The following is a 24,628-nucleotide window of genomic DNA, read 5'->3' on the forward strand; positions in this document are numbered from 1 at the left end:
TGTATCGCCAGTTTACCGGAAGACCGACGCGGAAATCGCTGAGGCGGTTTTCAATGCCCTTAAATGGCATTCAGCCGTTCCGGAAGAAAAGATCAAGATCAAAGTGGAGGACGGCATTGTCACCCTTGAAGGCGAACTGGAATGGGAATACCAGCGGGTGAATGCCAGAACGGCTATTCAAAATCTTTCGGGTGTGCGTTCCGTAACAAACCTGATCACGATCAAACCAAAGGTGAACCCGTTCGAACTCGAACAAAAGATCATGGCAGCTTTCAAGCGGAATGCAACCGTTGATGCCCTCAAAGTGAATGTCAGCACCATTGGTAACAAAGTCATTTTAAACGGTAAAGTAAGGTCGCTTGCTGAAAGCGAAGATGCCGAGGATGTGGCTTGGGAAGCGCCGGGCGTTTACCAGGTAGAAAACAAACTGACCATCGAAGAACCGGAATTGGTGTATTAACCCTTAAATATTAAAATCATGAAAAAGTTAAAATCATTGCTTCTGCCGGCTTTGCTTATTGCAGGCTTTGCAACGCCGTCATCAGCGCAAATCAATCTCCCTGAAGTGAAAATCGTCGCCTCGCGGTTCAAGTATATCAATGCTGCCGACAACCGGGAAATGGCACAGCCAGTCAGGATGTTGGAGATGCAGGCAGCGGTTTATAGCGTAAAAAAGTCGGAGTATTATGACGACCAATACGATGGCTACTACATTTCCTTCTATATTCCGGATGGAGAGATCCTGGCGGTTTATGATGCAGATGGTAAATTGTTGCGTACGGCGGAAAAGTTCAAGAATACCAAATTGCCCGCAGCGGTAAGGGAAGCGGTCACACAGCGGTTCCCGAACTGGCAAATTTCCCAGGACGTCTACCAGGTGCATTATTATGACCATAAGGAAGCTGCAGATAAAACTTTCAAACTGCTGCTGGAGAACGGCGATAAGCGGATGAAAGTAAAACTGAACGAAGAAGGTAAATTTATGTAAGCAGTGACCGATGAACGATCTGCAATCTCCGCTGCTACTGGTCGCCTACGGCTTCTCCAACCTGGTCGGGTTGCTGATTCTGTGGGCGGCCTTCCGGAGACCACGCCTGGCGCGGCTGGCCTTCCTTCTTTTATTCGCCTGGGCAGCCTGGACCAATTATACGACGAGTCACGACCATCCTGACTGGTATTTAAGTTACAGCCGCTGGGCATGGGCCGGGTATAATGATTTTATCAGCGGCTGGTTTAGCCGGCATATCACTGTAACGGTCAGCGCCATCGCCATCGCGCAGGGGCTAATCGCATTAAGCATGGGCTATCGCGGCGTTTGGCTAAAGACAGCCTGCCTGGGAGCGATCATTTTCCTGTTGGCCATCGCCCCCCTGGGTTATGGTGCCGCCTTTCCCTTTCCGCTGGTCTTCGCGTTCGCTGCCTGGAAGATGCTACGGCGGGACGAATGCCGGCCGTTGTGGGAACGTCAGCAATTGAGGCATTCACACGTTAACAATAGCAAATCATGAAAAATATTTTATTTGCCCTGGACGCGGAACACATCAGGCCCGAAACTATCGATTTGGCTGTTACCCGGCCCGTCTAACCCATTCTGGTCTGACGGCGATCTTTCTTGAAAATCTGTCGCCCGAAAACACCACCGGTGTAAAATTTGCCAACGGCAGCGTATTCGTCCAGCCGATCGCCCCACTGTATTTGTGATCAAACAGATGCCAATCTATTTTCGGAACTGAAAGATGCGCAGGTTGTTGTTTTGCAAGCTACTGAAGAGGCGATCTTCCCGGAAGATCAAAAAGAAAAGCTATATAACTACCTGAAAAATCACTACAGTCGGATCGACTTTAAGGATCTGCGCGACTGTTGGAATGCTTGATTAGGAAATGCATTATGCCATGAATAAAAGTTATATGATCATTACAAACCCACTATCGGTTAGGGCTAAATATTGTCATCCGATATGTCAGGTTGATGAAAGGTCTATCAGTTTTAGCCGTGAAACTTACCAAGAAAACTGTTATGATACGTCTTTCCCGCTTAAATGAATGAAACTTGCGAGCTGTCCGGATAGAAATGACGATAAATTAAGCAAAAAACACAATGGCTTTTACACACGAATAGGATTTAAAAATCTGTTATAATTGAAAGGGAACTGCTAAAATCCATTATGTACTATAGTTAATGGATATACAATAGTGTAAAAAAAACTGTGCTAGGACACAAGTTGCGAACAACTGCCATTGCGATCATATAATGGAACAATTAATGGATACCTTTGAAAACACGGACTGGCCAGGTTTGATTTATTTTTCCTTGATTAGATTAATCATCTCATGTAACTGATTTGGCGGAGCGCTGTTTTCTCGCTTTATCCCCATTAAAATTCGCTTAATCTTTTTGATTAATGTTGCGGTACGCTAGCGCATAAAAACAACTAAATTATTTGAAAATGAAAGTGAATGAAGATGTAATGGTAAGTATTTGTTGTATCACATACAACCATAGGCGGTTTATTACCCAAACGATTGACAGCTTTTTGATGCAAAAGACTAATTTCAAGTTTGAAATCGTAATTGGCGACGACTGTTCAACCGATGGGGCTACGACGATAATTAATGAAATGAAGGCCAGGCACCCCGATATTATTAAATTGACATCTCATCCAAAAAATGTTGGCGCTCATCAAAACATGCGTAATGTTCTGAATATCTGCAAAGGTAAATATATTGCCCTTTGCGATGGGGACGACTATTGGACAGATCCGGAAAAGCTGCAAAAACAAGTTGATTTTTTGGAACAAAACTTAGCCTATGTTATATGTTGTCATTATACACGGGTAATTGATTCTGATTCTCTTACCCTCCATGTTGATACTTCGCCTAAGCCGCTGGTGCATACATATCAAGACCTGCTTATTGGGAAACAGGTAGAAACTAAAACAGCGAGTGTAGTTTACCGAAATATCCCCGAAACGAACATATTTTTCAATATGCCCTGGTATCAGCAAATCTTTGCTGTAGATAAACTTTTAAAACTTTCGGCAACATATTACTCCGGAGGGAAAATATACGTTTTGCCGGAAGTAATGAGCTGTTACCGCACGCATACAGGTGGGGTTTGGAGTATGATTGAAGATGATACCCGGAAGGAAATGGTAATCAGTGATTTTAACATGATTATAAGAAAATTTGAATATAGCGGCTTTCTCAAATATCGCTTGTTAATGCTGTACCTGAAAAGAGATGCATTATTTGAACTCAGCAGAAAAAGGTTTAAAAAAGTGTTCAATACACTGAGTTATCTTTCTTAGTTATTCCTCTTAAACGATTTTATCAACACCTATTTTCCTTAGCGCTAACTATTACTATATGCGATTCGGATTAGTAATCATCGCACTTAGTGTAATAAATATGCCCATATTACAAATCAGTTTATGAACTTTGAAAATTTTACCATTCGGGACCGGGAAAGGTGGGATAATTACGTGAGCAGATCACTTACTTACGAAACATTTCATTCCTGGCAGTATCACAATTTAAATTGTGAAGGTGAACCTATTTTGTTTGTACACCAGCGTGATTTCTACTTTATTGCATTACCGGTAATAAAAAGACCTGTCGAGAACTCCTCCTTTTTTGATATGACGTCCGTTTATGGTTATAGCGGCCCTATATCTGATGTAGATATATCAAATATTCCTGATTACGCCATCGCAGATTTCATTGATTCCTTTGAGGGCTTTATGGCGCGGGAGAAATCGGTTTGTATATTTTCAAGACTCCATCCCTTTGGCGGACAGCGTCGACTATTAAATGCCTTTGGTGGCCTTAAAAACAATGGAACAACTTTATACATAGATTTAAGACAACCTATTGACAAGCAACGTGATGGTTACGATAAACGACTTTTTCGACAGATCAAAAAATTGCGTACCCTTGGTTATGAACTGCGCGAGTGCAGCTGTGCTGAAAGTATAAAAGCTTTCGCTGATATGTATCACGAAAATATGAATAGGTTAAAAGCTTCATCCCGTTATTACTTTAATGAGCAATATTTTGCAAGCTTACTAAGTATGGAGGGGTATGATAACAAGCTTTTGTTACTTTATGATGGCACCAAACTAATATGTGGTGCCATCGTACTCATGTCACAGCATATCATCAGGAACCACCTTTCAGCTACATCTGCCGATTATCTTAAAGAATCGCCCAGCAAACTGATTACTGATGAGATAAGTGAACTAGGGCGAAGAGCAGGTAAAGCAATTTTTCATCTCGGCGGTGGCGTTAACGGTAAACAAGACTCCTTATTTGATTTTAAAAAACGCTTCTCAAGCCTGCAGGTTAATGATGAGATATGGTGTTATATAAATGATAAGGGCCGATATGACCAATTGGCATTACAGGCAGCCAGTGCTGATTGCACTTCTTGTTATTTCCCAATATATCGGCAACCAAAAGCACAAACAACGATATCGTTTGCCAGCGCGGAGCAAACCGGAAAATAAATTCACTCAAATAAAAAAATATGGAAAATAAATTTAAATACGCAGATGCGGACCTGGAAGTTTTTGATGAAATTATGGGCCGCTATGGTTGGATAGTTTATGAAGACGCTGTTAAACCTGATTTTTTAGAAGAGATTTTAAATTCACTGGTCAAGGCCTATCCCGTAAGACGTGAAATACAGCTATCCAACGGTATAGGCGACAACATGAGTGGCACACTGCACCATCTTGTTGAAAAGGAATTATTCACAATACCGTTCCTGCAACACCAATATTGTGCAGAACAAATCAAGCATTTTTTAAAAGGTAATTACATCCTAAATTCGTTAGGGGCGGTAATTAACACCAAGGATTCTGGTCGTTATGTACAAAACATCCACCGCGATATCAGGAGCTATACCGGCGATTACAAGGTAATGATACAGCTTATGGTGATTCTTGACGATTTTACGCTCGAAAACGGGGCAACCTATTTCCTTTCCGGATCGCATAAAAATGAGGCACGGCCCGATGATGACTTCTTTTTTAAAAACGCAGATCGCGCAGTGGTAAAGAAGGGTAGTATAATTGCCTTTGATTCCAACCTATGGCATGCTACCGGGAAAAACCTCACCGACAAACCGAGGCGAACATTAACTATGGCCTTTACACGACCTTTTTTTAAGCCTCAGCTTGATTACCCGAGGTTTTTGGGCTACGATTGGGGCGATAGCCTGGATAACAATTTGCGGCAGGTATTAGGCTACAAATCGCGGATACCCCAAAACCTCAATGAATATTATCAACCCGTTGAAAACAGGATGTATCAACCAGATCAAGGATAGAGATTCCCCAATGTTGAGCGTATCAAAAAGGATAGCAAAAAAATAAAATAGCGAAATTAGTTATCAAAAAAACGGGTTCACCGCGCTTGCCTCCAAAGCTATACCCCCAAAACGTTTATGATGCACATAAAAAACTGATGTAAAGTTAAGACGCTTATTTTGCAAACACATCAAATAATTTACCGGGACGTAAGCTGAATGCTTATCAGTTTAGTTCGCGCTAAAAACTTCGATCAGTAGTAATAGTCACTATTATAATCAACGGTCATAAGAACAGGTTTTCATTTGGATAAAGGTAACTAAAGTAAAGATAGGTGCGGTGTAAATAGATTACACTATAAGCATCAATAGATTGCAAGCTTAAAACAAATCCTATTTCTACTGGAAATGGAACCTTCAACCATTGAAAAACCCCATCGGCCTTCCTGATAGTTAATTATAAAACTCCCCCTTTTCGTCAATACCCCGCGTGTATCAAACCATCAGATAACATAACCTCAGGCATTATACGCACCATTCTTTGAAGATATTTACTTTGTGTCAATTTAAAACATCAATACTATGAAAAAGCAACATTTGATTTTAGGGGCGGCCTTCCTGTTGGTGGGGACAGCCTGCATCAAAGATTGGCATAAGCCATCTCCTACGGTTGTAACGGTAAGCACGTTTGCTGGTAGTTTACAACAGGGCGCAGCTGATGGTACAGGCGTGGCGGCTTTATTTACAAAGCCAATAAGTGTGGCATTCGATGCTTCAGGTAACTTATACGTATCGGATCAGCTAAATTGCACCATACGTAAGATAACCCCATCGGCCGTTGTAACAACGCTTGCGGGCAGTGGTCTTCTGGGTTTGGCTGATGGCCAGGGTACTTCGGCTGAATTCTATTACCCATCAGGTATAGCTGTAAATGCTCTCGGTTATCTATATGTTGCAGATCACAACAGGATACGAAAGGTGAGCCCGACAGGTGTAGTAACGACATTGGCCGGCAGCGGAGCGGCAGGGGCGGCCGATGGCAAGGGTACTGAAGCCACATTTTGGGAACCAACCGATGTGGCTTTAGATCTATCAGGAAATCTTTATGTAACAGATTTCCTTAATTTCAAAATTCGCAAGATAACTCCGGATGGTGCAGTAAGCACATTTGCCGGGAGCGGAGTTCACGGAACAGTAAATGGCAAGGGTACTTCGGCTTCATTTGACAGCCCAAATGGCGTGGCAGTAGACGCAGCGGGAAATGTATATGTATCGGAGGAAATTACCAATCTGATCCGCAAAATTACTCCGGACGGCGTAGTTACAACCCTCGCCGGCTCCACTGCACGTGGTTCAAAAGATGGCAATGGCACGTCAGCATCGTTTTATTATCCACTAGGCATGTGCCTAGATGCTTCAGGTAATTTGTACGTGGCTGACAATGGTGGCAATAAAATACGAAAGGTAAACGCAAAGGGTGAGGTGACCACAATTGCAGGCAACGGCGTTGAGGGATTTGTAAATGGCCCTGCTGCATCAGCATCGTTTAACCGACCAGCAGATGTTGCGGTTGATGCTTTAGGAAATATATATGTAGCGGATTGGCAAAACAACATGATACGAAAAATTGATACAGGTAAATAAATGTCTGCAAATTTATAGAGACCTTCTTACTTCTTCAATCATTACACCACGCGCGCAATGTATTTTTTAAAAGGAATATCAAGACGAGGAATAGGTTAATTAATGCACCATGAAAAGTAATGAATGATGCATTTAGGAAGAATTGCCATTTGAGCTCATCCACAATGTCTTTCTGAATTTGAACGTCTGATTTTTAGTTTTAAAAAAGTCTTTATTTAAAGCAAATAAAGAACGGGAAAGAAAGGAATGCTGCTATGATAAGCATCGGCACTTCGTATAACAGCAATCATAATGATGGTTGCTAATATGATGCATACATTTTTATCTGAGAATTAAATAGGAAATGAAACCAGAAATGGTAGTAATTAAATGGTATCCCATGCCGGTCGATTGCACCTTACGTATCCGCGGAGGAGCTTTAAAAGCCAGCATTAGATCTTTTATTTAGGCGAACAAATGAGATAGCACTGCAAATGATGAAATGTCAGGCCTTGCTAACTGAAATAGACGGCACTCTATACCCTTCTCGTTGTTTTCCAGCTCCAGGAATAATATGGCAGCGGCCTCCAGTGCTAACGCGTTTGCGAAAGTTGCAGCTACGCCGTATTTACTCATTTTACACCGGTTGATGTGTTGTAAACCCGCAAGCATGCATGCATCTCTTTCAGACAGAGCAGTATTTATTAATTTTTCATTCGTTTCCTCGATATATTTTGCCATCAGGCCATTCGCCAAGCTTACCGGGATCATCTTCTCGTCATCAAAAAATTTTCTGATTTTATTTAAATGCTGCTGAACCACATTTAGGTATTTGGACATAATCAGCCGGAGCTCTAATGAGGAGGTATGTTCGATCCAGGCCGGAATACTGTTTTTGAGCTGCATTTCCGCGCTCAGATAACGGCAAAAATCATAATCAAGCAGATTATGTAATACAGTAATATTCTCCTTATTTTCCATAACGGGATATTTTTGATAAATATAGGATTGTAGGAAACTCTGTTTAATGACAAAAGACATGATCTTTTCTGATACTCATCAAATTGCTGTCTGACCTGAAAGCTGCCAAGTTCTTGGGATGGGCTGCATCTGTGGACGAGGAAGTAAAGTTTTTTATCCCAAGATCCGTGAAGTAACACCCGGAGCGAGCTTGACTGGCATTTTAGAAACCCAGCTTTATTCTATGATCTTTTAGTTACATTTCAGGTTGATGACCTCAGCCTTCCGCAGAAAATACAAAGCCCAGTAATCAAATATTACAGGGCTTTTTTACTTTTAATTGCTAAAAACTAAAAATGCTCATAAGTTAAATGCTGTTTTTACTGCTCCAAAGTTACTACTACTTGAACCTCGGTTAAACAAGTTTACACCAGGCAATTTTTTTAATCGTAAGTGGCTGTTTTCGTCTCCGGTCATTTCAAATACTGACACAGATCATTTATTAATCAATACATTCTTCCAACATTTGATCAAATAAAAAGCAGGCTTAATACATCACTGTTAAAAACATCATTATGAAACAAATTTTGGTTCTTACAGATTTTTCGGACAACGCCGAACATGCCGCCAAAAATGCGGTACAGCTCAGTAAAAAACTCCATACTGGTTTGCTGCTTTACCACGCTTATGAAATGATGCCTATTGATCCCTATTATGCAAGTTTACCTTATTCCCCTCCCCTGTATGCTTCAGAGGAAGAAAAACGACTTAAACTATTAACTGAAACATTAAAAAACAATGATGTAGAACTTGAAGCGGACAGCCCGGTAAACATTCAGTGTATGATAGGAGAAGGCCATTTAGGCGAAAACGTAAAAGAGATAATCAATGAAAAAAATATAGCATTTGTTGTAATGGGGGCTAGTTCAGGCAGTGCGTTCGACCACTTGTTAGAAGGTCAGGAAACACTTAAAGTTATCAATAAATCGAACCTGCCGGTGCTAATTATACCTTCACATACCGATCTGAAAGAGGTAAAAAAAGTCGTTTTCGCTACAAACTATGAAAAAAATGACATTAATGCACTTACCTACCTGGCAGATCTGGCGCGAACAATTGGATTTACAATTGATATCATACACATTGATGTATACAAATCAAAAGAACCCGACCTGTTAAGTGAAATTGTATTTAAACGATATGTAAATGGCCTAAATTTTAACGGAATCAGTTATCACGATATTAAAGGCAAGGATGTAGTGACCCGTCTAAACGGCTTTTGCAAAACTTCGGATGCAGATATTTTGGCTATGGTACATTATCACCAGGGTTTCTTTTCACAGCTTTTTGGCACATCCAATGCTAAAAAAGAGCTTGCCCATCAACAAAAAGCCCTGTTCATTTTCCCTCCCAATTTTGTTTCAGAGTAGATTGTTTATGAATGGCCCTGTCGCCAATATAAATTATGCAATTAGTAATTAATTGAACATAAAAAACGGAACCGGTGTTTCCGGTTCCGTAATGTCGCCATCACCGGCATAAAGCCCATGCTGCGAACATTTACCGAAACAGGAATAAATTCCATCCATCGGTTAACCCAAAAATACACTCCCATACATTGGATCATAGGCATTCGGATCAGTTATTTTAGTGATTCTGGTCATTATTGGCCTATAGTAAACAAAAACTCCCTTTGAAATTCCTTCATTAAAATCACCTTTAACTTCAATTCATCCTGTATCTTTATTCGTAAGGATTCTTGGGCGCAGGGTTCGCCATGCACCAGGAATACCCGGGGCCGCGATTTTGCAAACTGCCCCACCCAACCCAGCAGTTCAGTCTGATCCGCATGGGCAGATAACCCCTCTATTTCTCTGATCTGAGCCTTCACAGGGTAGTATTGACCATGTATCTTGATTTCGTGCCCCTGGTTGAGCAGAGCCCTGCCGCGGGTACCCTCTGCCTGAAACCCGATAAGCAGAATCGTATTACGGGTATCGCCTAAATAATGTTTGAGGTACTCCAGCACCCGGCCGCCGGTGAGCATACCACTGGCTGCCATGATGATCTTGCTGCCACCCCGGCGGATAATTTTCTCTGTGTTTTTATAATCATGGTTAATGGTTACTCCGCTGAACATCCGCGCACATTCCTTCTCGTCAATAGTAAACCATTCCGGATAATGCTGTAATACCTTGCCCGCTGATGCAGCCATCGGGCTATCCAAATATTCGGGGATGCGTGCCGGTATTTGTTTCTGTTGTTTCAGATGATAGATCAGGTGCATAACCTCCTGTGCCCGGCCAACGGCAAAACAGGGAATCAATATGTTGCCCTTATTAAAAACAGTATCATTAATTACCAGCGCCAGTTCCTGGCCTGTGTTGGTTTGCGCATGCAACCGGTCGCCGTAAGTTGATTCCATCACAACAAAATCAGCATCCTGCAAAGCCTCGGGCGCCGGTAGTAATTCAGAATGCTGGCGGCCAATATCCCCTGAAAAAACAATCTTTTTCCCATAACAGTTAATCTTAACCGAGCATGCTCCGGCTATATGACCGCTCGGATGTAAACTGAAGCTAATTTGCTCGTTTAAACTTATCAGGGTACGTATTTCGGAAACTTTAAAATAAGGTAGTGCTGTTTCCACATCCTTTACTGTATAAAGCGCCTCGGCAGGATGGTGCCTGGTATAACCATGCCTGTTGGCTTTTTCGGCATCTTCTTCCTGTAGTTTGGCACAGTCACGCAATATCAATTCGGTCAAATCCCGGGTTGGCTGGCTCATGTAAATGTTTTTACGGTAACCATTTTTTACCAGTAAAGGAATATAACCACAATGATCCAGATGCGCATGCGTCAGTATCATTGCATCAATTTCGCCCGGGTTAACCGGTGGCCTTTCCCAGTTCTTTTCCCGCAAGGCTTTTACACCCTGGAACAAGCCGCAATCAACCAAGATATTTAGGCCGGGGGTAATCAGCAAATGTTTTGAACCTGTTACGGTGCCCGCCGCGCCGAGAGATTGCAAGTAAACAGCCGTTTTGTTAAAATCTTCGGGCTTTGGGGTTGGCACCAGGTTATCAGTGAGATCTTCCATAAGTTTGTTGTTTGATATTTTTAAAGATAACCTCTTGTGGTGTCAGACTAACTGACCAGTATCACTATCACCAGTGATGAGGATCATAACCCTGTTGTGTCATTGTACCGAGATTTGAATTATTCATTAACCAATAAAATTAAGCTATGGCAACTTTAGTTAAATCTCATCACACTCCGTCTTTAAGATCAATGATGGAAGACTTTCGGAACAAAGACCGCTTTTTTGATAAACTTTCTGTGAACGGCGAATTGCTGCCGGCGGTAAATATCCGTGAAACAAAAAACCACTACAAACTGGAAGTAGCTGTTCCCGGCTTTAAAAAGAACGATTTTAATATTACCACTGAAGATGGTATGCTCACTATAAGCGCCGAAACCAGCAAGGAAGAGAAAGAAGAAAAAGAAAATTATACCCGCCGGGAATTTTCATGCTCTTCTTTTACCCGCAGTTTTAAATTACCTGACAATGTGGAAGAAGATCATATCAGTGCCAATTATCAGAACGGCCTGCTTGAGCTTGAGCTTAAAAAATCAGGCAAAAACACCAGTTCTAAAAAACAAATAAAGGTAGACTAACACAGCGCCGAGCTGCCGGCCCGCAAGGCGGATAACCTATAAACGATCAATAATGGAAAATTTCATAAAAAAATTCAGCGAAACCGGTATCAGCGACATTGCTGAAGTAGGCGGTAAAAACGCCTCTTTAGGTGAAATGTTTACTTGTCTTGCCGGTAAAGGGATCGGCATACCCGACGGGTTTTCTATCACCGTAAGCGGCTTTCGGTATTTTACCCGCCTCAACGGGCTGGATGTATCATTAAGAAAATTGATGGGCGGGCTGGATAGGGAAAAATTCTCAAACCTGGCCAAGACAGGCGCTAAAGCAAGAAAACTGATTATGGATGGTGTAATGCCAGTCGACTTACAAATGGCCATTATTGATGCCTACGATTATCTTTTTGACCGATCGGAACAAGAGGTTGCCGTGCGGAGCAGCGCTACAGCCGAAGACTTGCCCGGCGCAAGTTTTGCGGGGCAGCATGAGTCTTATCTGAATATTAAAGGCCATGAGGCGCTTGTTTTCGCGGTCAAACAATGTTTTGCCTCGCTATACACCGATAGGGCAATCAAATACCGCGAAGATATGGGGTTTGACCACAATAAGGTTTTCCTGTCCGTAGGCGTCCAGCGAATGGTGCGTTCAGATATCGGCTGCTCGGGCGTAGGCTTTACCCTTGAACCGGAATCCGGCTTTCGGGATATAGTACATATTGCCGGTGTTTGGGGATTGGGGGAAAATATTGTTCAGGGCACTGTAACACCCGATGAATTCCTGGTATTTAAACCCTCCTTAAAAAAGAAATTAAGATCAATCGTCCAAAAAAATCTGGGCAGCAAAAGTAAAACGATGATTTATGGTGATGCAGCTGACAAGATGCACCCTACTGTAAATAAAGACACCCCCTGGGAACTTCGGGAAAAATTTGTTTTGAGTGATAAAGAGATTGAACAATTAGCCAATTGGGCATTGATCATTGAAGAGCATTATGGCAAACCAATGGATTTTGAATGGGCCAAAGACGGGAACGACCACCAGCTATATATCACACAGGCCCGGCCCGAAACAGTGCACAGCCAGGAAAAAAAGATATTTGTAAAAACATGTGCAATCGTCGAAAAAGGTCAGGTAATTACAACCGGCGAAGCGATTGGCAGCATGATCACTACAGGAATTGCCCGGCTGTTAAGTTCTCCGGAACAGGCAGACAGGCTGAATGAAGGCGATATACTGGTTACCGATATGACCAGCCCGGACTGGGATCCGATTTTGAAAAAGGTTGCGGGTATTGTAACCAATAAAGGTGGAAGAACCAGCCATGCCGCGATCATTGCCCGCGAACTGGGCGTGGTGGCCATTGTAGGTACCGAAAAAGCCACCTCATCAATCAAAGAAGGAGAACAAATTACCATCAGTTGTGCTGAGGGTAAAAACGGCTATGTGTATCGCGGAAAGTTAAACTGGAAAGAAACGGTTACAGATGTAAGCCACATCCATTTACCTGAAACCGTTAAAGCACAGCTAATCATCGGCGAGCCTGAAAAAGCATTTCAACTCTCTTTCTTTCCTAATAACGGCGTTGGTTTAATGCGACTGGAGTTTATCATCAATAACTATGTTCGGATCCACCCCATGGCCCTGGTTAAATTCCGGGATGTTACAGATGAAATGGATCGGATCAGGATAGAAAACCTCACACGCTCCTACCTAAAAAAGGAACAATATTTTATAGATAAACTGGCTGAAGGTGTGGCTACTATAGCCGCCGCCTTTTATCCGAAAGAAGTGATTGTTCGGATGAGCGATTTCAAGACAAATGAATATGCCAACCTGATAGGCGGAAAATATTTCGAACCGGAGGAAGAGAACCCAATGATCGGCTTCAGAGGCGCTTCCAGGTATTATAATGATCGTTACCGTGATGGGTTCAGGCTGGAATGCGAAGCAATGAAAGTAGTAAGAAATGAAATGGGCCTAACCAATGTAAAGCTGATGATCCCATTTTGCCGTACGGTAGCTGAAGGGAAAAAAGTAGTCGATCTGATGGAAACTTATGGCCTTAAACGCGGGGAAAATGGCCTTCAAATTTTTGTCATGGCAGAAATACCCAGTAACGTATTACTGGCTGAAGAATTTGCCGGGATATTTGATGGATTTTCGATTGGCTCAAACGACCTTACCCAGTTAACACTGGGTATCGATCGCGACTCCGCGCTGATTGCTGACTTGTTTGACGAACAAAATGCAGCCAGCAAGCAGCTAATCGTAATGATGATAGAAAAAGCTAACAGGCTCCATAAAAAGGTTGGTTTATGCGGCCAGGCGGCAAGTGACTCTGAGAGCTTTACCCGATTATTGGTAGAAACCGGCATTGATAGTATATCCTTCAATCCCGACGCACTAATTGCAGGGATTAAACAAATCAACCTTGCTTTAGCATCAGGAAAAACAGCCGGGGAAACTACCTGCTCTATAGCAAATTAATGTTTAAAAAATGGCATATTCAGCACAAAACAAACCCGGGCCAATGGAAACCATAGTTTTTAAAACAATAGGCCACACTACTGGCTACTGGTGGTTGTTACTGGCAGCAGGTATGCTGCTTATTACAGTTGGTATCTGGGTAATTAATGATCCTTTTCAATCCTACCTGGCATTGAGCTGGGTATTTGCATGGGGAATGATCGGAACAGGCCTGGTGGATATCCTTTTCGGCTTGCTCAATCGCCATACCAGGCGCTGGATATGGTGGCTTTTAGCTGGTATTGCCGATATTGTAGTAGGTACTTTTTTATTTAACAATACCCTAATCACCATTCTCCTTTTACCTGTTGTGATTGGGTTATGGACGCTTTATAAGGGGTTAATGGCAATTGGAGATGCCTTTCACATCCGGTCGTATAAGTTTGGAAGCTGGCTGCGCTTGTTATTTACAGCGCTGGCTGTAGTGCTTATGGCTCTGTTCCTATTACTCTGCCCCGTCATCGGTATTGAAAATATATTCCTGATCAGTGGGTGTGCTTTTGTTGCAGCGGGCGTTTTCCGTGTTTATATGTCATTTAAGCTACGTAGCTTAAAGCGCACCACAAAAAAATTTAAAACAATAACTTAAAGCAGAGCAAACAATGAATTGCTAATAATTAAGATTAGTGCTATTCCTTATTATCACTATATACTACTCTACCTGACCTTCATCAACAATTTAGATGAGCGGCGTCATTAAATCCCCCTACCCACCCAATTATCTTTACAGGATCGAATAGTATTCAATAAAATAACAGGTTAAAAACCCTATCCATATTAGCATGGCCATAACAACAAACATTAAGGTTTTTTTTGGAGAAACCGGTAATATCGCCCGGTTTACAGGCCGCTTTTTCTCAACCGGGCTCAAACCCAGGTTCGAGATTCGTGAATTATTGAGCCAGTGCTATATCATCGGTTACAAATCACTACCCCTGATCGCCCTCACGGGCTTTATTATGGGCTTGGTACTAACCATGCAGCTGCGGCCCTCGCTGGTTGACTACGGAGTAGAGTCTCAGTTGCCGGTGATGGTAGGTATTGCCATTGTACGGGAGATTGGACCAGTTATTACTGCATTGATATTCGCAGGGAAGATTGCCAGTAGTATTGGTGCTGAACTTGGTTCTATGAAAGTAACCGAACAGATTGACGCCATGGAAGTAAGCGGCACCAACCCGTTTAAATACCTGGTTGCAACAAGAGTGTTGGCTACTACGCTAATGTTGCCTGTTTTAACCGTTATGGGCGACGCGATCTCATTGTTTGGCGCTTACCTCGGCGTCAATATCAAATCAGTAACCAGCTTTAAATTGTTTTTTACCCAGGTATTCCATAGCCTTAGTTTCGGCGATGTTTCACCAGCCTTTTTTAAAACATTTTTCTTTGGTTTTGCCGTAGGCGTCATCGGCTGTTATAAAGGTTATAATTCCAGCAAGGGCACACGCGGGGTCGGCAGTTCTGCCAATTCAGCCGTAGTGCTATCGTCGGTATTGATCTTTATCATCGACCTGTTGGCTGTTCAGTTAACAGACCTGCTTGGTTTAAATTAGCCCCCCGATGAAAACAGAAAAGCATTTTACAACAGCCGATGAAAAAAACAAAACTCCGGTCATTATCATCGAACACCTTTATAAAAAATTCGGGACTAATGTGGTGTTGAAGGACTTTAGCCTGACTGTTCAAAAGGAAGAAAATGTGGTGGTTTTGGGTAAATCAGGATCAGGAAAGTCGGTATTGATAAAATGTATTATTGGGCTTTTAAAGCCCGATAGCGGACGTATAGAGGTTTTTGGCAAAAACACACCTGAATTAGACCATGATGAGCTGGACAAGATCAGGGCAAAAATAGGTTTCCTGTTTCAGGGAAACGCCTTATATGATTCGATGACCGTTCGCGAGAACCTGGAGTTTCCGCTACGAAGGCATTGGATCGATTTTTCGCAAAAAGAAGTGGATGCCCTGGTGATAGAAGCTTTAGAAAATGTAAGCCTGGCTCATACGGTAGATATGATGCCCGAAGAGCTATCAGGCGGCATGCTTAAACGCGTAGCCCTTGCCCGGACTATGATATTAAAGCCGGATGTGATTTTATATGACGAACCAACAACCGGGCTTGACCCCGTTACTGCAAGAGAAATAGACAACCTGATATTAAAACTCCAAAAGAAGTATCATACCTCCTCTATCATTATTACACACGATATGAATTGTGTTAAAAACACCGCAGACCGGGTTGCCTTATTATTAGATGGAAAATGCTATGCACAGGGTAAATACGAAGAATTTGAACAATCAGCAGATAAAAATATTAAACAGTTTTTTGAATAAATAATATGGCAAACCAAGGAGAAAATAATATAAGGCTTGGCGTATTCGTACTTACAGGATTGTTTGTACTGATACTTTCCTTCTATATGATAGGCAAAAATCATAACCTATTTGGAAGCGATTTTAAGATAAAGGCCCGCTTTGCAAACCTAAACGGACTTTCGGAAGGCAATAATGTTTTGTTTTCAGGGATACAGGCCGGTACCGTAAAAACAATCGAGATGATCAATGACACCACAATTGAGGTGACCTTACTAATTGATAACAAGGTACGCTCTTACATCCATAAAAATGCTATAGCCGCTATTGGTACCGAAGGTTTAATGGGGAATAAAATTGTTAATATCCTTCCTTCGAGAGCAGCGAGCCCGGCAGTAGCTGAAGGCGATCTGCTGGCCGCTCAAAAAATAGTTAATACAGATGAGATGCTGCAAACCCTGTCTAAAACCAATAACAACATTGCCATAATATCTGATGCGATAAAAGGAACAGTACTCAAAATTAACGGCAGCACCCTGATGGAGTTGTTGAACGATAAAGATATAGGCACCAGCCTGAAGTCCTCATTACAACATATTAATAAAGCAACCGCTAATGCCACCGAAATAACAACGGGGCTTAACGGCCTTGTGGCCGGGCTTAAAAAAGGCAAAGGCAGCGCAGGTGTACTGCTTTCTGATACCGCTATGGCCGGCAACCTCCAAACCGCGGTTCTAAAGATCAGGAACGCAAGCGATAACGCGGATCATTTAACGGTGCAACTGAATAATCTGGTGCGCACTCTGGATGAGCATTTGAATCAGGGCAACGGATCACTCCAGGTTCTTTTGCGCGATACAACTTTTGCCCAAAACCTTAAAGCAACCATGGATAACCTTCAGAAAGGAACAGACGGATTTAACCAGAATATGGAAGCGCTTAAACATAATTTCCTTTTCAGGGGCTATTTTAAAAACCAGGAAAAAGCCAAGCAAAAACAAACAAATGCAAAACCATAAGGGTCATCCGGATCTTTTCCGGTAATTCAGGATTGCCCACCCGTTAAAAAAGACGGCAAAACCAATCAACGCCAAAATCTGGTATCTGATGTCGGCAAGCCCGCTTCCCTTCAGCATAACCATACGCATTACTTCAATAAAATAGGAAACAGGGTTAAACCTTGTGATCAACTGCGCCCAGGCGGGCATACTTTCAATTGGCGTGTACAAACCGCTAAGCAGGTTAAATATCATAGTAACAAAAAAGGAAACCAACATAGATTGCTGCTGGGTTTGCGCATAAGTGGATAAGAGTAACCCCAACCCCAGTATGGCCAGCAGGTAAATAGTGGCAAAAACATAAATGGTACTGTAATTGCCCAGCGGCACAATACCATAAACCAACCGGGCTATCAGCAGTCCTATCGTTAACACCAGTAGCGCCAGCAGCCAGAACGGGATGAGCTTACCCAAAATAAACTGCATCTTTTTGATCGGGCTCACATTGATCTGCTCAATAGTACCCATTTCTTTTTCCCTAACAATATTATTAGCCGCAAAGGATGAACCGATCATGGTTACCAGCATCACTAAAATACCAGGGACCATAAAAACACGATAGTTCATATGAGGGTTATACCAGTCGGCAGAAGCGATTTCTATCGTCGGCTGTGGGTCAAAGCGCTGAGCCTGTATCCACTGCGTACGAATATCATGGTTATAATTCTGTATAATACCCTGTAGGTAAGCCCCGCCAAGCCCCGCCTTCACCCCGTTAACAGCATCTACGGCAACAAAAAGCGAAGACCGGTTGTCTTTGATAATATCCCTTTCAAAATGGGTTGGTATCTCCAGGATCAGGTCCGTCCGGCCCGATTCAATAGCCTTTAGCCCTTGCGGAAAGGTGGCGCTATAATCCCTAAGCCTGAAATAGCCAGATGAAACGATCTTATTTACCAATTGACGCGAATATTCACTGTGGTCATGGTCTACCACGCCAAGATTAATGTTCTTGATCTCGTAATCAGCGGCCAACGGCAGAATCAATAACTGGATCATCGGCATGATAAATAATATCCTGATAATGGCCGGGTCGCGGTATATCTGGAGCAATTCCTTCCATAATAAAATCTTCAACATTCTCATGCCAGCCTTATCTTAAATTTGTAAATACTAAAGCCCAGCAAGGCAGCGGTCATAGCTACCAGGATCAATGTTTCGCGCCATACTGCGGTAAATCCCAAACCTTTGATCATGACGTCTTTCACGATAATAAAATACCATTTGGCCGGCACCACATTTGATATTACCTGCAATGGAACCGGCATATTTTCTATAGGGAACATAAAACCACTGAACAACAACGTAGGGAGGAACAAACTCATCATGGAGGTAAACATGGCCGTTTGTTGCGTTTTTGCGGTATTGGATATCAATATCCCCACGGAAAGCGAGGTGATGGTAAATAAAACACTCTCGGCGATCAGTAAACCCAGATTACCTGCTATAGGCACCTTAAGCGCATAAACACTGAGCAATAGAATACTGGCAATATTCACCATTGAAACCAGCAGGTATGGAATGGTCTTGGCAATGATAATACGGAATGGTTTTAAAGGCGATACCAGGATCACTTCCATTGTACCCATCTCCTTTTCTTTGACAATAGCGATCGAGGTCATCATTGCGCAAACCAGCATAAGCACCAGTGCCATAACACCCGGAACAAAATTGTAAGCACCTTTCAGTTCCGGATTATACAACATACGTACCTGAGTATTAATGGCATAGGGTAAGGATTCGGTTGGCCTGAGCGTTTGCTGGTAATCATTAATAATTGCTGAAGCGTAGTTAGTAAGCGTGTTGGCCGTATTGGGGTCAGAAGCATCGGCAATAAGTTGTATCTGGGCATGGTTGCTATGTAACAGATCGTAGCGAAAGCCCTGCGGAAACACTATAGCCATCCTGATCTGGCCTTTACGAAAAGTGGCTTCGATATCCTGGTAGGAATATAAATTTTCAACTAGGTTAAAATACCAGCTGGCCGCTATTTTGGTTGATATCGCCCGGGTCGCTTCATCCCGCGATTGATCAAACACGGCAATTTTAGCATTCTTTACTTCATTGGTCAGCGCAAAACCATAAAGTATTATTTGTATGATAGGCATAAACACCAGAATGAACAGTGTCCTGCGGTCGCGCCAGATGTGGAGCCATTCCTTTTTCACAAAAATCAAAAACTGTTTCATATCTAATATTATTAATCTCCGGATCGCTTTGCTTTCCTGGCCAATTGTAAAAACACACCGTCCATCGATGCCGAAGCATATTGCTGCATCAGGTTGGCCGGCGAGTCCAACGCATCTATCCTGCCATCTACCATGATAGATACCCTGTTGCAATATTCAGCCTCGTCCATATAATGCGTAGTAACAAAAATGGTGATTCCCCTGCCCGCAGCTTCGTAGATCAGGCTCCAGAATTCCCTCCGGGTAATCGGATCAACACCGCCGGTCGGTTCATCCAAAAAAACAATGGCAGGGTCATGTACAATGGCGATAGAGAACGCCAGCTTTTGTTTCCAGCCCAGGGGAAGGGCACGCACAAGCGTTCCCTCCGCCCCTTTCATATGCAACTGCTGTAACAGCAGGTCAGTCTTTTCCCTGATACGTTCGTCCCGCAGGCCATAGATACCCGCATAAAAGCGGATATTCTCGCGAATGGTGAGGTCTTCATAAAGGGAAAATTTCTGGCTCATATAGCCAATATGCTTTTTGATTTGTTCGTTTTGTTTATACACATCAAAGCCGGCGACCGTAGCGGTGCCGGAACTTGGCAGGGATAAGCCGCATAGCATCCGCATAGCCGTGGTCTTGCCTGCGCCGTTAGCGCCGATAAACCCGAATATCTCGCCCTTTTGCACGGCAAAACTCACATTGTCCACCGCCGTAAAATCCCCGAAACGCTTGGTTAGTTCATGGGTTACAATCACGTTCTCCTTTTCCATCAGTCCTGCATTAATGCCATAAAACAATCCTCTATATTGGGTTCAATAACTTTTATCGCTACTTTATTGTAGTTGTTTTGCACCGCAATTTGTTGCAGCCGCGCCTCACTGTTCTCTTCCGTTTTGAATACTACATGGTGTACCTGCCCAAATGGGTAACAGCTTTCAACGCCAGGATCTTTTTTGATTGCCTTCATCAAACCAAACATATCATCTGCACTTACAGACCATAAAGGTTTTTTAAACTCACTAATAATGCCTTTAGGTGTATTGACCGATAGTAATTCCCCCTTTTGGATGAGCGCCACCCGGTCGCAAAGGCTGGCTTCGTCCATATAAGGTGTTGATACCAATATGGTGATCCCCTGTACTTTTAGCCGGTGAAGCATTTCCCAAAATTCTCTGCGGGATACCGCGTCCACGCCGGTTGTAGGCTCATCCAGAAACAGTACCGTTGGCTTATGGATCAAGGCGCAGCAAAGCGCCAGTTTTTGCTTCATCCCGCCGGATAATTGCCCGGCCTTACGTGTTTTAAACGGCTCTATCTGCTCATCTATTTCTTTAATAAGCCCGTAGTTTTGCCGGATACTGGTATTAAATATGGTGGCGAAGAATTCCAGGTTCTCCTGTACGGACAGGTCCTGGTATAAGGAAAATTTCCCCGGCATATAGCCAATGCGGTTACGAATAGATTTATAATCCTTTACCACATCGAAACCATCTACCGTAGCGCTGCCGCTATCGGCCAACAGCAAAGTGGTGAGTATCCGGAAAAGAGATGTTTTGCCGGCGCCATCCGGGCCAATCAGCCCGAACACTTCGCCCTGGTCTATCTCAAAAGAGATGCCTTTTAAAGCTTCAACCGTGCCATGCTCTGCCGGATAGGTTTTAACGATATGCTCTACCGTTACCGTTTTCATTTGTCGTCAAATTTCACCTCGCCATACATGCCGATCTTGAGGTATCCATCATTTTTAACACGGATCTTGACCGCATAAACCAGGTTGGCCCGTTCGTCTTTGGTCTGGATCGTTTTGGGCGTAAACTCCGCTTTATCCGATATCCAGCTGATCAACCCGGTATAATTTCTGTAGGCGGCAGAACCGTTGTCGACCATTACATGCACCCGCTGGTTTAATTTAATCTGCGCCAACTGGTCACTGGTGATGTAGGCACGTAAGGTAACGATGGAAAGGTCAGCAATTTTATACAAAGCTTTCCCGGCGGTGGTTATCTCTCCCGACATTGCATACTTGGTTAGCACCGTTCCATTTACAGGGTTAGTAATATGCGTACGCTTTAACTGGTCGTCAATTTGGGCAACTGATCGGCGCAACGGTTGGTATTCACTTAATACGGTACTATTTTGAGTGCCTGTTGTGGATTGTTGAACTTTTATTTGTTGCCGGTTAACGGTTATCTGCCTTTGGATCACTTCGATCTGAGTATTCCAATCATCCAATTGCTTGGTGGTAGCTGCATCGGCTTTGATCAGTTTTTCCGTACGAAGCTTTTCCTTTAATGCGTTTGCCAATTGTGTATTCAATATGGCCAACTGATCTTTAAGTAATTGTACCTGGGGCCTTACATCCATAGTTTTTTTATGTAATGAACGCATCGTAGCCTCCACCTGCGCCTTCTGTAGTTCGAGCGGAACAGCATCAATAAAACCTACAACACTATCTTTTTTCAAAACATCTCCTTCATCAATATTTAGGGCAAGGATCTTTCCGGGTACTTCTGCAGAAACGATAACCTCATCTACTTCAAAGGTTCCGGATGCATCCGATAACTGGTCCTTTAAATGGCATCCGGCAAAACCGGCGGTTAAAAAGATGATGGCATATAGATATAGCGGCGTTTTCATTATGGGTTGGCTTGTTTTTGAAGATTTCCGGTAGTATTTTGATAATTATATGCTTCTTGTAAAAGTTGTATTTGGTGCAGGATAAGATTTTGGCGTGCCTGATCCTCAGCATTTACCTGGCTGATGTAATCATGTGCGCTGAGTATGCCGTTCTCCAGTTGCGCGGCAGCGGCTTTTTTGACCGACTCTCGCAGTGCAATAATGGACTGATCATTTTTAAAAAGTTCCCTGTACTTTTCAATGTCTGCCAGCTGTTGCTTCCGGGTAATTTCCGTATTAAAAAGAAAAGTTTCTTTCTGGATATCCAGCGTCTTTTGATGAATCATTAAAAGCTCCTTTTGATTTTTAAAGGTGTACCAGCCGCCAAGGTTCCAGCTTAATTTCACCCCACCGATGTAGTACCACGCAAAGGCATTGCTTAGGGGGTTTAGCCCGGGGCGGCCATAGCCTTCCTGCGCGAATAATCCCAGCCTTGGCCGCAGTTGTGCCTTTAGCAACCCCACCTGTAGGTCATCCATCTTTTTCTGATCCTCGTAAAGCTGAATCTCAGGCCGGCTAATTTCAACGGAAAGCATGGGTGAAGCCGGTTTTTCTAAAATAGTATTTTCATCTACCGGAACACCGATCAGCAAACCCAACATTCCGAGGTAAGCTTTTCGCTCCGCGCTGAGATCGATGCGTGCCTGTTCTGCCTGCAAAAGCTGGGCAGTTAATTCATCCACGCTGCTCCTGTAAGCGATCCCGCCCGCTACCAGCGCCTTTGCCTTGTCTATTCCATTTTGAATATCCATTTTTAACAGGTCATTCTGGCGTAGTTGTTCCGTAATCAACAGCACACCAAAATATAACTGGTTCACCCGGTCATATAGGGTATACAGGCTTACTTCCAGGCTTTGTTGCTGTTCAGCCTCGGTCGCCCGGGCAGTTTGGCGCTGATTACTGATCAGGCCCCCGTCATAGATCACCTGGTCAACCTGTACGTTTATTTTATATTGGTCACGACTGTATTTCAGAAGGGTAAAACCCGGTATGGGAATGCTGAAAGGAAAACTGGTGACGGTTGACTGGTAAGTAGCCTGCCCGTTGATAGATAGCACCGGCAAATACCCTCTGGATGCGTTGATAACAGAGTAAGAACCAGACCGCGCGATCAGATCACGCTGCCGTATAAGCGGATAATTTTGTCTTGCCTGTTGGTAAGCCGCTGTGATAGTAAGCCGCTTGCCCGCCTGCCCGTAAGCACCAGGCAAGGCTAACAGCATAACCAACCCGGCGAAAGCCAGCCCCCGTCTGACCAATCCCCTATTTAACCGCTGTAATTTCATATGCGTAAAGGTGTGGGTATAGAAATATTTAAGGAATGATGGCCGTCATCCCTCAGGGATGATTCAAGGTTTATTGTGTGTTGTTCATCATAAATTTTAGTATCCGGCATCATTCTTTATAGCGCCATTATAAAGCATGTTTGTTAGATAATTAATGTAAACCGTTTATGAACCTATTAACACAAAAGGTAGCACTGGTAACAGGAGCCGGGTCGGGAATCGGGAAAGCAATCGCCGAGTTGTTTGCCGAACAGGGTGCAAAAGTTGTACTAACCGATATCCATCAATCCAACATCGAAGCGGTTACGTCTGAGATTACCGCAAAAGGAGGAACGGCATGCTGCATTGCAGCAGATATTGCCAGCAATGCAGATGTACGCCTGGTGATGCAATATGCACTCAACGCCTACCAAACCCTGGATATCCTGATCAATAATGCCGGGGTAATGGACAATTTTACACCCGTTGCGGAAGTGAGTGATGAGTTATGGGAAAAAGTGATTGGTACTAATCTTAACGGCCCTTTCTTTACCTGCCGTGAAGCTATACCGCTTTTCCTTGAAAAAGGTTTCGGGACGATCATCAATATCGCATCTATCGGTGGGCTTTTCGGCGGTCGCGCGGGTGCTGCTTACACCGCATCCAAACATGCGCTCGTTGGCTTAACCAAAAATATCGGATACCAGTACGCCGAAAAAAATATCCGCTGCAATGCTATAGCGCCTGGCGGCGTTAATACCAATATTGTTTATGGCATGGAGCCCAGTCCTTTTGGTTTTGAAAGAATGAGCGCGGGAACAGGAAATGCCCCGCCACCTGCAAACCCTGAAGCCATTGCAGAGCTTGCATTGTTCCTTGCTTCCGAAAAATCGGGTTTTATAAATGGCGCAGTATTAACAGCTGATGGTGGCTGGACAGCTTATTAGGTGACCGCTAAAGATTAACAGAACATAAGCCCGGGAATGAATTTCCGGTCAGCCATGATTTTGCGATCTGCTAACCAAATTACACAACATGAAAAAGACATTTAGCGCCTTCCGTTTAAAT

23 protein-coding genes are annotated in these 24,628 nt (G+C 43.3%); 15 read left to right on the forward strand and 8 right to left on the reverse strand.

Translation table 11 applies throughout. The annotated features are described in order from the left end of the window. The 7 genes from WC615_RS02770 to WC615_RS02800 form a co-directional block, all read left to right on the forward strand. Window positions 1–460, forward strand: a 460-nt coding sequence (locus WC615_RS02770; RefSeq protein ID WP_372976616.1) for a BON domain-containing protein, incomplete at its 5' end; no start/stop codon positions are given. An 18-nt stretch (window positions 461–478) separates the two neighbouring features. Further along, complete coding sequence (locus tag WC615_RS02775; RefSeq protein ID WP_372976617.1) at window positions 479–988, forward strand: hypothetical protein; 510 nt, start codon at window positions 479–481, stop codon at window positions 986–988. Window positions 989–998: 10 nt separating this feature from the next. Then, window positions 999–1,508 (forward strand): hypothetical protein, encoded by a 510-nt coding sequence (locus WC615_RS02780; protein ID WP_372976618.1) that lies wholly within the window; start codon window positions 999–1,001, stop codon window positions 1,506–1,508. A 938-nt stretch (window positions 1,509–2,446) separates the two neighbouring features. Continuing rightward, window positions 2,447–3,307: a glycosyltransferase family 2 protein gene (locus tag WC615_RS02785; protein ID WP_372976619.1), complete on the forward strand. Its 861-nt coding sequence runs from the start codon at window positions 2,447–2,449 to the stop codon at window positions 3,305–3,307. Window positions 3,308–3,430: 123 nt separating this feature from the next. Continuing rightward, on the forward strand, window positions 3,431–4,504 hold the full coding sequence (locus tag WC615_RS02790) for a GNAT family N-acetyltransferase (protein WP_372976620.1): 1,074 nt from the start codon (window positions 3,431–3,433) through the stop codon (window positions 4,502–4,504). Window positions 4,505–4,524: 20 nt separating this feature from the next. Then, window positions 4,525–5,328: a phytanoyl-CoA dioxygenase family protein gene (locus tag WC615_RS02795; RefSeq protein ID WP_372976621.1), complete on the forward strand. Its 804-nt coding sequence runs from the start codon at window positions 4,525–4,527 to the stop codon at window positions 5,326–5,328. 561 nt (window positions 5,329–5,889) lie between these two features. Beyond that, window positions 5,890–6,951 carry an NHL repeat-containing protein gene (locus WC615_RS02800; RefSeq protein WP_372976622.1) on the forward strand — a complete coding sequence of 354 codons (1,062 nt, stop codon included), beginning with the start codon at window positions 5,890–5,892 and terminating at the stop codon, window positions 6,949–6,951. 444 nt (window positions 6,952–7,395) lie between these two features. Here WC615_RS02800 and WC615_RS02805 read toward each other — a convergent pair whose 3' ends face one another. Beyond that, on the reverse strand, window positions 7,396–7,911 hold the full coding sequence (locus tag WC615_RS02805) for a DUF892 family protein (protein ID WP_372976623.1): 516 nt from the start codon (window positions 7,909–7,911) through the stop codon (window positions 7,396–7,398). Between the two features lie 554 nt (window positions 7,912–8,465). Here WC615_RS02805 and WC615_RS02810 point away from each other — a divergent pair. Then, complete coding sequence (locus WC615_RS02810) at window positions 8,466–9,320, forward strand: universal stress protein (RefSeq protein WP_372976624.1); 855 nt, start codon at window positions 8,466–8,468, stop codon at window positions 9,318–9,320. A gap of 233 nt (window positions 9,321–9,553) precedes the next feature. Here WC615_RS02810 and WC615_RS02815 read toward each other — a convergent pair whose 3' ends face one another. After that, the gene (locus WC615_RS02815) at window positions 9,554–10,990 is read right to left on the reverse strand and encodes an MBL fold metallo-hydrolase RNA specificity domain-containing protein (RefSeq protein ID WP_372976625.1); all 1,437 of its coding nucleotides are present in this window, start codon (window positions 10,988–10,990) and stop codon (window positions 9,554–9,556) included. A gap of 146 nt (window positions 10,991–11,136) precedes the next feature. On the opposite strand from WC615_RS02815, the gene WC615_RS02820 reads away from it, so the two are divergent. The 6 genes from WC615_RS02820 (at window position 11,137) to WC615_RS02845 (ending at window position 17,403) form a co-directional block, all read left to right on the forward strand. Further along, window positions 11,137–11,568: an Hsp20/alpha crystallin family protein gene (locus WC615_RS02820; protein WP_372976626.1), complete on the forward strand. Its 432-nt coding sequence runs from the start codon at window positions 11,137–11,139 to the stop codon at window positions 11,566–11,568. Window positions 11,569–11,620: 52 nt separating this feature from the next. Further along, complete coding sequence (gene ppsA / locus WC615_RS02825; protein WP_372976627.1) at window positions 11,621–14,035, forward strand: phosphoenolpyruvate synthase; 2,415 nt, start codon at window positions 11,621–11,623, stop codon at window positions 14,033–14,035. A gap of 10 nt (window positions 14,036–14,045) precedes the next feature. After that, a complete protein-coding gene (locus tag WC615_RS02830) occupies window positions 14,046–14,663 on the forward strand; it encodes an HdeD family acid-resistance protein (RefSeq protein WP_372976628.1) in 618 nt (205 codons plus the stop codon). A gap of 193 nt (window positions 14,664–14,856) precedes the next feature. Continuing rightward, a complete protein-coding gene (locus WC615_RS02835; RefSeq protein ID WP_372976629.1) occupies window positions 14,857–15,627 on the forward strand; it encodes an MlaE family ABC transporter permease in 771 nt (256 codons plus the stop codon). A gap of 7 nt (window positions 15,628–15,634) precedes the next feature. Next, window positions 15,635–16,405 (forward strand): ABC transporter ATP-binding protein, encoded by a 771-nt coding sequence (locus WC615_RS02840; protein ID WP_372976630.1) that lies wholly within the window; start codon window positions 15,635–15,637, stop codon window positions 16,403–16,405. Window positions 16,406–16,410: 5 nt separating this feature from the next. Then, a complete protein-coding gene (locus tag WC615_RS02845; RefSeq protein ID WP_372976631.1) occupies window positions 16,411–17,403 on the forward strand; it encodes an MlaD family protein in 993 nt (330 codons plus the stop codon). A 3-nt stretch (window positions 17,404–17,406) separates the two neighbouring features. Here WC615_RS02845 and WC615_RS02850 read toward each other — a convergent pair whose 3' ends face one another. Genes WC615_RS02850 through WC615_RS02875 form a run of 6 tightly spaced genes read right to left on the reverse strand, consistent with a single transcriptional unit; the run spans window position 17,407 to window position 23,581 of the window. Then, the gene (locus WC615_RS02850; protein ID WP_372976632.1) at window positions 17,407–18,522 is read right to left on the reverse strand and encodes an ABC transporter permease; all 1,116 of its coding nucleotides are present in this window, start codon (window positions 18,520–18,522) and stop codon (window positions 17,407–17,409) included. Between the two features lie 2 nt (window positions 18,523–18,524). Then, window positions 18,525–19,631, reverse strand: a complete 1,107-nt coding sequence (locus tag WC615_RS02855; protein WP_372976633.1) for an ABC transporter permease — start codon at window positions 19,629–19,631, stop codon at window positions 18,525–18,527. An 11-nt stretch (window positions 19,632–19,642) separates the two neighbouring features. Continuing rightward, entirely contained in the window at window positions 19,643–20,389 is a 747-nt protein-coding gene (locus WC615_RS02860; protein WP_372976634.1) for an ABC transporter ATP-binding protein, read from the reverse strand. Further along, window positions 20,389–21,309, reverse strand: coding sequence for an ABC transporter ATP-binding protein (locus WC615_RS02865; protein WP_372976635.1), 921 nt, complete (start codon window positions 21,307–21,309; stop codon window positions 20,389–20,391). Before WC615_RS02865 ends, WC615_RS02860 begins: the two co-directional genes overlap by 1 nt. After that, window positions 21,306–22,256, reverse strand: a complete 951-nt coding sequence (locus tag WC615_RS02870) for an HlyD family secretion protein (RefSeq protein ID WP_372976636.1) — start codon at window positions 22,254–22,256, stop codon at window positions 21,306–21,308. The genes WC615_RS02865 and WC615_RS02870 overlap by 4 nt, the downstream gene beginning before the upstream one ends. After that, a complete protein-coding gene (locus WC615_RS02875; RefSeq protein ID WP_372976637.1) occupies window positions 22,256–23,581 on the reverse strand; it encodes a TolC family protein in 1,326 nt (441 codons plus the stop codon). Before WC615_RS02875 ends, WC615_RS02870 begins: the two co-directional genes overlap by 1 nt. Before the next feature lie 167 nt (window positions 23,582–23,748). Between WC615_RS02875 and WC615_RS02880 the strand changes: the two genes are divergently transcribed. Beyond that, on the forward strand, window positions 23,749–24,507 hold the full coding sequence (locus WC615_RS02880) for an SDR family oxidoreductase (protein WP_372976638.1): 759 nt from the start codon (window positions 23,749–23,751) through the stop codon (window positions 24,505–24,507). The last annotated feature ends 121 nt before the right edge of the window (window positions 24,508–24,628 follow it).

The sequence above is a fragment of the Mucilaginibacter sp. genome, assembly GCF_041663085.1.
Classification (GTDB): Bacteria; Bacteroidota; Bacteroidia; order Sphingobacteriales; family Sphingobacteriaceae; genus Mucilaginibacter.

Coding starts and splice junctions, on each gene's coding strand:
- WC615_RS02800 (WP_372976622.1), top strand. CDS start 5,890: ATGAAAAAGCAACATTTGATTTTAGGGGCGGCCTTCCTGTTGGTGGGG.
- WC615_RS02795 (WP_372976621.1), top strand. CDS start 4,525: ATGGAAAATAAATTTAAATACGCAGATGCGGACCTGGAAGTTTTTGAT.
- WC615_RS02810 (WP_372976624.1), top strand. CDS start 8,466: ATGAAACAAATTTTGGTTCTTACAGATTTTTCGGACAACGCCGAACAT.
- WC615_RS02840 (WP_372976630.1), top strand. CDS start 15,635: ATGAAAACAGAAAAGCATTTTACAACAGCCGATGAAAAAAACAAAACT.
- WC615_RS02820 (WP_372976626.1), top strand. CDS start 11,137: ATGGCAACTTTAGTTAAATCTCATCACACTCCGTCTTTAAGATCAATG.
- ppsA (WP_372976627.1), top strand. CDS start 11,621: ATGGAAAATTTCATAAAAAAATTCAGCGAAACCGGTATCAGCGACATT.
- WC615_RS02880 (WP_372976638.1), top strand. CDS start 23,749: ATGAACCTATTAACACAAAAGGTAGCACTGGTAACAGGAGCCGGGTCG.
- WC615_RS02780 (WP_372976618.1), top strand. CDS start 999: ATGAACGATCTGCAATCTCCGCTGCTACTGGTCGCCTACGGCTTCTCC.
- WC615_RS02785 (WP_372976619.1), top strand. CDS start 2,447: ATGAAAGTGAATGAAGATGTAATGGTAAGTATTTGTTGTATCACATAC.
- WC615_RS02870 (WP_372976636.1), bottom strand. CDS start 22,256: ATGAAAACGCCGCTATATCTATATGCCATCATCTTTTTAACCGCCGGT.
- WC615_RS02855 (WP_372976633.1), bottom strand. CDS start 19,631: ATGAAACAGTTTTTGATTTTTGTGAAAAAGGAATGGCTCCACATCTGG.
- WC615_RS02875 (WP_372976637.1), bottom strand. CDS start 23,581: ATGAAATTACAGCGGTTAAATAGGGGATTGGTCAGACGGGGGCTGGCT.
- WC615_RS02805 (WP_372976623.1), bottom strand. CDS start 7,911: ATGGAAAATAAGGAGAATATTACTGTATTACATAATCTGCTTGATTAT.
- WC615_RS02865 (WP_372976635.1), bottom strand. CDS start 21,309: ATGAAAACGGTAACGGTAGAGCATATCGTTAAAACCTATCCGGCAGAG.
- WC615_RS02775 (WP_372976617.1), top strand. CDS start 479: ATGAAAAAGTTAAAATCATTGCTTCTGCCGGCTTTGCTTATTGCAGGC.
- WC615_RS02845 (WP_372976631.1), top strand. CDS start 16,411: ATGGCAAACCAAGGAGAAAATAATATAAGGCTTGGCGTATTCGTACTT.
- WC615_RS02830 (WP_372976628.1), top strand. CDS start 14,046: ATGGCATATTCAGCACAAAACAAACCCGGGCCAATGGAAACCATAGTT.
- WC615_RS02815 (WP_372976625.1), bottom strand. CDS start 10,990: ATGGAAGATCTCACTGATAACCTGGTGCCAACCCCAAAGCCCGAAGAT.
- WC615_RS02835 (WP_372976629.1), top strand. CDS start 14,857: ATGGCCATAACAACAAACATTAAGGTTTTTTTTGGAGAAACCGGTAAT.
- WC615_RS02860 (WP_372976634.1), bottom strand. CDS start 20,389: ATGGAAAAGGAGAACGTGATTGTAACCCATGAACTAACCAAGCGTTTC.
- WC615_RS02850 (WP_372976632.1), bottom strand. CDS start 18,522: ATGTTGAAGATTTTATTATGGAAGGAATTGCTCCAGATATACCGCGAC.
- WC615_RS02790 (WP_372976620.1), top strand. CDS start 3,431: ATGAACTTTGAAAATTTTACCATTCGGGACCGGGAAAGGTGGGATAAT.